Source organism: Pedobacter sp. GW460-11-11-14-TSB4 (genome assembly GCF_059423705.1).
Genome location: NZ_JBWKYI010000040.1, coordinates 26,373 through 34,594, shown reverse-complemented (window position 1 = coordinate 34,594; position 8,222 = coordinate 26,373). Strand labels below are relative to the sequence as shown.

11 protein-coding genes are annotated in these 8,222 nt (G+C 35.4%); 5 read left to right on the top strand and 6 right to left on the bottom strand.

Going from position 1 to position 8,222, the window contains the following annotated elements; all coding sequences use genetic code 11:
• Positions 1-15: 15 nt before the first annotated feature.
• Complete coding sequence (locus AC07YT_RS23615) at positions 16-237, bottom strand: hypothetical protein (RefSeq protein ID WP_086545741.1); 222 nt, start codon at positions 235-237, stop codon at positions 16-18.
• 130 nt (positions 238-367) lie between these two features.
• Complete coding sequence (locus AC07YT_RS23610) at positions 368-586, bottom strand: hypothetical protein (protein WP_029276373.1); 219 nt, start codon at positions 584-586, stop codon at positions 368-370.
• A 203-nt stretch (positions 587-789) separates the two neighbouring features.
• Here AC07YT_RS23610 and AC07YT_RS23605 point away from each other — a divergent pair, with 203 nt between their 5' ends.
• The 4 genes from AC07YT_RS23605 (at position 790) to AC07YT_RS23590 (ending at position 3,663) form a co-directional block, all read left to right on the top strand.
• Positions 790-1,356, top strand: coding sequence for an RNA polymerase sigma factor (locus AC07YT_RS23605; RefSeq protein ID WP_086545742.1), 567 nt, complete (start codon positions 790-792; stop codon positions 1,354-1,356).
• Positions 1,357-1,362: 6 nt separating this feature from the next.
• Positions 1,363-2,457, top strand: coding sequence for a S1C family serine protease (locus AC07YT_RS23600; protein WP_086545743.1), 1,095 nt, complete (start codon positions 1,363-1,365; stop codon positions 2,455-2,457).
• A 163-nt stretch (positions 2,458-2,620) separates the two neighbouring features.
• Positions 2,621-3,256 (top strand): peroxiredoxin, encoded by a 636-nt coding sequence (locus AC07YT_RS23595; RefSeq protein ID WP_086545744.1) that lies wholly within the window; start codon positions 2,621-2,623, stop codon positions 3,254-3,256.
• A 209-nt stretch (positions 3,257-3,465) separates the two neighbouring features.
• The gene (locus AC07YT_RS23590) at positions 3,466-3,663 is read left to right on the top strand and encodes a cold-shock protein (RefSeq protein ID WP_029276380.1); all 198 of its coding nucleotides are present in this window, start codon (positions 3,466-3,468) and stop codon (positions 3,661-3,663) included.
• 167 nt (positions 3,664-3,830) lie between these two features.
• On the opposite strand, the gene AC07YT_RS23585 is transcribed toward AC07YT_RS23590, so the two are convergent.
• The 4 genes from AC07YT_RS23585 to AC07YT_RS23570 form a co-directional block, all read right to left on the bottom strand.
• Positions 3,831-5,018, bottom strand: a complete 1,188-nt coding sequence (locus tag AC07YT_RS23585; RefSeq protein WP_086545745.1) for a class I SAM-dependent methyltransferase — start codon at positions 5,016-5,018, stop codon at positions 3,831-3,833.
• 130 nt (positions 5,019-5,148) lie between these two features.
• Positions 5,149-6,417 carry an aspartate kinase gene (locus AC07YT_RS23580; RefSeq protein ID WP_086545746.1) on the bottom strand — a complete coding sequence of 423 codons (1,269 nt, stop codon included), beginning with the start codon at positions 6,415-6,417 and terminating at the stop codon, positions 5,149-5,151.
• A gap of 1 nt (position 6,418) precedes the next feature.
• Complete coding sequence (locus AC07YT_RS23575) at positions 6,419-6,886, bottom strand: GNAT family N-acetyltransferase (RefSeq protein WP_086545747.1); 468 nt, start codon at positions 6,884-6,886, stop codon at positions 6,419-6,421.
• 1 nt (position 6,887) lies between these two features.
• A complete protein-coding gene (locus AC07YT_RS23570; protein WP_086545748.1) occupies positions 6,888-7,589 on the bottom strand; it encodes a YggS family pyridoxal phosphate-dependent enzyme in 702 nt (233 codons plus the stop codon).
• Between the two features lie 69 nt (positions 7,590-7,658).
• Here AC07YT_RS23570 and AC07YT_RS23565 point away from each other — a divergent pair, with 69 nt between their 5' ends.
• Positions 7,659-8,222: a DUF4296 domain-containing protein gene (locus tag AC07YT_RS23565; protein ID WP_086545749.1), complete on the top strand. Its 564-nt coding sequence runs from the start codon at positions 7,659-7,661 to the stop codon at positions 8,220-8,222.

Below are 8,222 nucleotides of genomic sequence, written 5' to 3'. Positions count from 1 at the left end.
AAATTGTGAAATAAATTAGTGTTTTACTTCTTCAGTAGTAGTAGTCGCTTTTACAGTAGTATCTTTTACTGTAGAATCTTTTACCGTAGTATCAACAGCAGTTGTGTCAGTAATAATAGTTGAAGAATCTGTAACTGTTGTATCAGCGCCATCAGCTTTTTTACCTGATTCGCCACAAGCAGCAACTGTTAAAGATAAAGCAAGGGCTAAAAAGCCTAATTTGAATGCATTTTTCATTTTGATCTTAGTTTTAGGGTTAAATCTACTGTTAATACCTAAAATGTTAAAAGGTAACCCTTTTAATTTTGATAAAATAAAAAAGCCTCCCTGATTTACATCGGGAGGCTCTTCTTATAAGTAAGTTAGACTAGTGTTTAACTTCAGTTTTTTCTGTAGTAGTTTTTACAGTAGTATCTTTTACTGTAGAATCTTTAACTGTAGTATCTTTTGCAGTAGTATCAGTAACGATAGTTGAAGAATCAGTTAAAGTTGTATCAGCACCTTCAGCTTTTTTTTCTGAGTTACAAGCAACAACTGATAAAGATAAAGCTAAAGCTAAAAAGCCTAATTTGAATGCATTTTTCATTTTTGAATTTTTTTAAGTAATTAATTTCTTATTAATGCCGCAAAGGTAAAAAGGTAACCCGATAATTTACAAAAAAGTTAAAATATTTTTTTTTGGCATATTGGGTTACCGTTTGCTTTAAGTTTGTATTAAGCAATTATAGTAGCTATAAATATTTTTTTGTCTAATATTGGGTTACTATTTATAGAAAAATGTATTAACTAGTGAATAACAGTTTAAAGAGTTCAGTTCCAACAGATAGAGAGGTTATTTTAGGTATTCTAAATAACTCAGAAGATACACTTAACAAGTTATACAAGGCTTATTATGCGATGGTTTTGCAGTTTATCCTGAATAATAACGGTGATGAAGATGATGCAAAGGACGTTTACCAGGAAGGCATAATCATTTTGTATAACAAAATTAAGGCAGGTAATTTTGAGCTCAGCAGCAAACTGAAAACTTATATTTATTCAGTTTGCAGGCGTATCTGGCTAAAGAAACTTAGCCTAAACAGTAAAAAAACCGGTAGTATTACCGATTATGAAGATGTATTTGCTGTTGAGGAAGATGTAGAACACCACGAAGAGAAAGATGCTGCTTTTGTAAAAATGCAATCCGCACTCGATCACCTGGGCGAACCTTGTAAAACCATTATTCAGGATTTTTATATCCACAATTTATCCATGCAGGATATCTGCGAAAAGTTCGGCTATACCAATACCGATAATGCAAAAACGCAGAAATATAAATGCCTGCAAAGGTTAAAGAAAATATTTTTTCAACCATAATTTGAAATGAGAAACGATTTGGAGTTAGATGCAATTATTGAAGATTATCTTTTAGGTAAACTTAATGCACAGGAAACTGAAGCTTTTGAACAGTTACGTCGTAATGATGCCACAGTAGATCATAAAGTAGTTTCACATAAGTTCTTTTTAGAATCTATGGGGATATTTGCTGAGCAGTTACGCTTAAAAGAGCAGTTGAATCATATTCATGCCGAAATTGATGTGGAAAGTTTGGCTTCAACACTTAGGCCTCACCCTTCACGTGTGGTTCAATTATGGCGGAAACATAAATCTGCAATTGCAGTTGCCGCATCTTTCGTGGTGCTCTCTCTGGTTTCTATTTACTCTATCCAGCATAATACGCAACAGGCTGAGCGCTACAGACAGTTAAGTAATCAGGTAAATAATGCCATTAAAACACAAAATAGCTTAATCAGAAAAATTAAGCATAATAATACCACTTCTGATAAGCCAAATGCACAGAATAGTTTTGGCGGTACTGGTTTTGCCATTTCTACAAATGGTTACATCTTAACCAACCTGCATATTATCAATGGTGCTGATTCTTTATATGTGCAAAACAGTAAAGGAGAATCGTTTAAAGTAAAATCGGTTTATACAGATCCTCAAAACGATATCGCCATTCTTAAAATAAACGATAAACACTTCAGTAACTTATCTTCTATTCCTTACACCATTAAAAGGAATACAAGTAACATAGGCGAAATTGTATATACCTTAGGTTATCCAAAAGATGATGCTGTACTTGGAGAGGGTTATGTGAGTTCTAAAAATGGTTTTATTGGAGATACCACTCAGTATCAGGTAGCCATTTCAGTTAATCCTGGAAATAGCGGCGGCCCTGTTTTAGATAATAACGGAAATTTGGTTGGTATTATTAGTGGTAAGCCAGATCAGACCGAAGGTGCAGCCTTTGCCATTAAATCAAAATATATTTTAGAAGCGATGAGGGCTATTCCTCAGGATTCATTAGGTGTAAATAAACTTTCTGCCAGCAAAAAAAGCTTGCTGTCTGGTTTAAAACGAACCAAACAGATTGAAAAAATACAAGATTATGTATTTATGATAAAAGCATACTAAATGTAATACCCCAAACAAATTAATATTCTTAAACCCTGGAGATTGCTTCTTCAGGGTTTTTTGTTGGAATTGTAATTTGGAGGTCTTAAATTAATATTAAGTCTATGTATTTACTATACTATTGTTTAGATTTGTTTTAGTCAAATTTAAATTTAATAATATCATGAGTATAAGATTAGGCGATACCGCACCGAATTTCCAGGCCAACACATCCATTGGTGAAATAGATTTTTACGATTATTTAGGCGATAGCTGGGGCGTATTGTTTTCGCACCCTGCCGATTATACCCCTGTTTGTACAACAGAACTGGGTAGAACTGCAGCTTTAAAAGGTGAGTTTGAAAAAAGAAAGGTTAAAGTTCTGGCACTAAGTGTTGATTCTGCTGAGTCGCATAAAGGTTGGATTAACGATATCAACGAAACGCAGCATACATCTGTAGAATTTCCAATTATTGCCGATCCAGATAAAACAGTGGCAAATTTATACGATATGATCCACCCAAACGCTTCCGAAACGTTAACCGTTCGGTCATTGTTCGTAATCAGTCCTGATAAAAAGGTGAAGTTAACCATTACTTATCCGGCATCAACCGGCAGAAATTTTAATGAAGTATTACGGGTAATTGATTCTTTACAGCTTACGGCAAATTATAGTGTTGCTACACCGGCCGACTGGAAAGATGGTGAAGATGTAATTGTGGTAAACAGCATTAAAACTGAAGATATTCCGGCTAAATTTCCTAAAGGACATCAGGTAATCAAACCGTATTTACGTACCACACCTCAGCCAAATAAGTAATCCAAAGAAAGTTTAAGTAGAAACGCAACATTCTTGTTGAATGGCCCGAAATGGCTTGCATTATATTCGTAAATTATTATATTTGGTAGTTTTGTTTCAATATTAACGCTTAAACTGGTTGTTTTATTCATATTAATACGCAATTGGTTAAATGAAATGCTGATCAAGGCGTAAAATGTTTATTTATTTTATACAATTTTTATTTTTTTATGGCAACCGGAAAAGTTAAATGGTTTAACACTCAAAAAGGCTTTGGATTTATTGTGCAAGAAGACAATAAAGACTTATTTGTACATTTTAAAGATGTTTTAGGTGGAATCGAAAGCTTGAAAGAAAACGACACAGTAGAATTTGAAGTAGCTGAAGGCAGAAAAGGTTTACAAGCAGTAAACGTTAAGAAAGTTTAAGTAATAATATCATAATTATTTCTTCATCCCTACAAAAAGCCTTTCAGTTGAGAGGCTTTTTGTATTAAATGGTTCATCACCCTGAATTTATTTCAGGGGCTGCTTATAAAGATGCTGAAACAAGTTCAGCATGACGTAAAGCAAACTATGAATGATTATTGAACTCCTTAATAGTATTGAATAATCGACGCTTTGATCACAATGTTCTCACCATTGGCGACTTTGGTGAAAATTAAAAACTGATCCTGATCTGCTTTAATTTTATATTTCTTAACCAGATCTTCAGGCTTTGCCGGATAACTCCGTACAATTACATTTCCTTTTAAATTACCTTGTTTCTTAAGAGCTGTGGTCGTGAGAACAGCTTCAATTTTAAAAATCCTGCCAGGGAAATCTTCATTTACAATTTCCGAACTAAAAAGCTGTGTTTGAGGATGTAATTTTGAGAGATCGTAGGTACTGCCAATTAAATTAAAAGCACCTGATTTTAGTAAAGCAGCATCTGGTTCGTACAGGCAATTGCCAATGTTTAAATTATCTGTAAACTGCACTGAACCATTTGAAGCAGATTTATAAAAGGAAAAATCTTTTTCAATGCCGTTATTTATAGTTACAGCGATAATTTTCGTGTCGTCATTGTAATCTTTATCTATGATCCATAAAAGTTCTTTACACTCATTTTTTACACTGACAATATGGATCTCACTTACCTGTTTCAATTCTGATAATCCCGCAGAAATATCAAGTAATGGAGCAGTTTTGATCATTATCCTTGAAGATTTTTCTAATAAGGCATCCAGGTTGCTTGCAATATCTGGTGTACAGTCTTTTAGCATGAAAACTTTGCCTTTTTCGGCTCTTCGGGCAGGATCTACATAAATGGTATCAAATGATGTATCACTGGTCTGGATATAAGCAATTCCATCTTCTGCTTTAAATTCGATATTTGTGGCTTGTAAAGCCTGAGCATTGTGTTGTGCGATTGTGGAGAGTTCGGGATTGATTTCGCAATGCGTAACCGCTTTTATCTGTTTTGCAAAGTAATAACTGTCTATTCCAAAGCCTCCGGTTATATCTATTAAAGTATTGCCTTTGGCAAGTTTAGATTTGTATTGAGCAGTAATTTCAGAAGAAGTTTGTTCGATGGATAGTACTGGGGGATAATAAATATCTTCCGCATTAAACCAGGTTGGCAATTTCTTTTCCGATTTTCTTTTTGCGGTAATCTGGGTGGCCAGTTCGGCTGCCGTAATGCCTTCGAACGGACTTTTTGCTAAAGCAATCTGATTTACATCTGCATTCAAATGTGCATTGATATAATCTTGTACAGCTTTAGCTAAAAGTTTATTATTCATGTGTTAATCGGTTATTTCAAAAGAGATCGTCATTTCGACTGTAGTGCAACGAAATGGAGAAATCTATTTAGATAGGTTTCTCCACTGCGGTCGAAATGACGAACACATTTAATGCTCACAATGACCAATTCTATGCGGATTTATTTTTCATTACCATCTGACAGGTATGGCGGCTCTTCACTTCTAATAAGATATCTTTATCCACTGTTACACGGTCTATCGTTTGTTGGTTATAATAACGGATGGTTACCAGCTCCAGGCCCTTATTATATTTTACGGTAAATTCTTCAGACAGGTCTTTGATCAGTTTTTCAATCTGAGTAGGATGATCATCAACGCTGACCGAAAAGCTGATCGCAGAATTGAGCATGGTGTTGATTTTGATCTTGTGCGTATGGAAAAGTTCAAAAATATTGCTCAGATTTTCTTCGATAATAAAAGAATAATCCTTTGGGAAAATAGAAATCAAGGCCTGATTTACCTTAAAGATAAAAGAGGGGATAGGCAATGGGTTATTTTCTTTGGTAATTGCTGTTCCTGACCCTTCCGGCTGGATAAATGACCTTACAAAAAGTGGAATGCCTTTATTTTGAAGCGGTTTTATAGTTTTTGGGTGTATTACCGTTGCACCATAATAGGTAAGCTCTATTGCATCGTGGTACGATAACTGGGCAATTTTCTCTGTTTCATCAAACCATTTTGGGTCTGCATTTAATACACCGGGAACATCCTTCCAGATGGTTAGTGCAGCAGCATTTAAACAGGAGGCAAATATAGCTGCTGAGTAATCAGAACCTTCCCGACCTAAAGTTGTTGTGTAGTTTTCGCTGGTACCACCAATAAAGCCTTGTGTTACAATAATGTTGTCGTTTAAAAGCGGCAATAAATCTCTTTGTATCATCTGATTGGTTTTGGCCCAATCTACTTTTCCTTCGCGGTAGCTATTATCCGTTTGGATATAATTCCTGGCATCAGCCCAAAGGGTTTTATTGCCGGTTTCGTTTAACCAGGCGGCAACAATTTTCGTAGAAACCACTTCACCGATAGATACAATCTGATCATAAATATAATCTTCATTGTTATCCGGTTCATCTTCAATCAACCAGTCAATTTCAACAAATGTGTTAGCTACATCATCATAAACCGGATTGGCTTTGCCTTGAAACAGTTCATCAATAATGTTGAAATGGAAATGTTTAATCTCATCAAAAATTGCATGCGCTTCATTATTTTGTGATAAGAATGCCTGCGTTAACTTTTCCAGTTTATCAGTGACCTTACCCATCGCCGAAATTACAATCAGTAGGTTTCCTTTTTTGTAATCGCGGACAATATTGGCCACATTTTTCACTCCATCTGCATCTTTTACCGAGGCACCACCAAACTTAAAAATATCCATATTAAAATGCCTTGATTTGTTCTTTAGAGAAAGCCGCGTTTAACCAGCCACTTTCTAAATGTGCTTTATATTTGTTGTAAAAATTAATTGCAGGTTCATTCCAGTCTAACACTTGCCAAACCATGCCACTGTAATTACCGTTTTTGGCTTCTTCTATTACTTTTTCAAATAATACCTTGCCCAGGCCTTTTCCCCTAAATTCTTCGGTTACAATAAAATCTTCGAGGTATAATCTGCATCCCTTCCAGGTCGAGTAACGCGTGTAATATAATGCAAAGCCCACTACCGTATCATTTATTTCAGCTACGTAAGCTTTCCAAACCGGATTTTCGCCAAAACCAGCATCGATAAAATGATCCAAACTAACCGTTACTTCTTCCGGGGCACGCTCATAAACGGCCAGCTCATTAATTAACTCTAATATTCTCGGACAGTCTTCAGCGGTTGCAAACCTGATGTTAAAATCCATATTAATTGGTTGTAACGTCGTTTTTGAAATGTTTAATTACCCTTTTGCCGAAAATACTGCTACCAATACGCACCATTGTACTTCCTTCTTCTATGGCGATTTTATAATCTGCGCTCATTCCGGTAGATATTTCTTTAAAAGCATCATCTTTACGGAAGAAACTCACTTTAATGCCGTCAAAAAATACTTTCAGTTCGTGAAACTCGGTCGTAATCTGCTTTTCGTTCCTGGTATTGGTGGCAATTCCCATTAATCCTACAATACGGATATTTTTTAATTCAGCAAGCTCTTCGGCACGTAACAGTTCGATCACTTCATCAAAACCAAGTCCGAATTTAGTGTCTTCATCAGCGATGTAAACCTGTAATAAACAATCAATTACGCGTTTATTTTTGGCGGCTTGTTTGTTGATTTCCTGTAGCAATTTCAAACTGTCTACGCCGTGGATAAGTTGGACAAATGGGGCAATGTATTTTACCTTATTGCTTTGTAAATGGCCAATAAGGTGCCATTCGATATCATGAGGGAGTTGCGCCTGTTTATCAACCATTTCTTGTACATGGTTTTCTCCAAAAATGCGCTGTCCGGCATTGTATGCTTCTAAAATTGATTCTACTGGTTGTGTTTTGGAAACTGCAATGAGTTTAACCCCGTCTGCTTCAACTTCGCTTTTATATTGTTTAAGATTATCAGCTATGCTCATTTATAACTATTTTTGGTAAAATTAATAACCTTGCCGCAATTTGGGCAAAAAATAATATTTAAATTAAGCATGAAGAGATTAATATGGGTTTTAATGACAGCTATATTATGGTTTGGCTGTAAGCCTGGCATACCTGATGGCATTATTAAACCCGATAAAATGGAGAAGATTTTATACGATATGCACATTGTAGATGGCTACCTTTCCAGTATTTACATGGTAGATTCAGCAAAGAAGGTGGCTGCAGCTTATTATAAGGGGATTTATAAAAAATTTGAAACGGATTCTGCCGAATATAACAGGAGTTTAATTTGGTATAACACCAACCCTAAAGAGCTGGAAGCAATGTATAAAAACATTCAAAAAGCTTTAGCCAGGCAAAAAAAAGGAACTGAGTTAGCCGATTTAATGATTAAGAAAAAGAAATTTAAAGCCGACTCGTTGGTGATCGCAAAGAAATTTAAGGCCGATTCTCTTGCGATCAGAAAAAAAATGAAACCAGATTCCTTGTCAAAAGTTAAAGCAGTTGCTGAAATTGCAAAGAAGAAAAAGCAGGCCGATTCACTCATAAATATAAAAAAAGCTGGGGCACCGGAAGCTGTTACAACCCCAACTCCAGCTATAGTACACTAA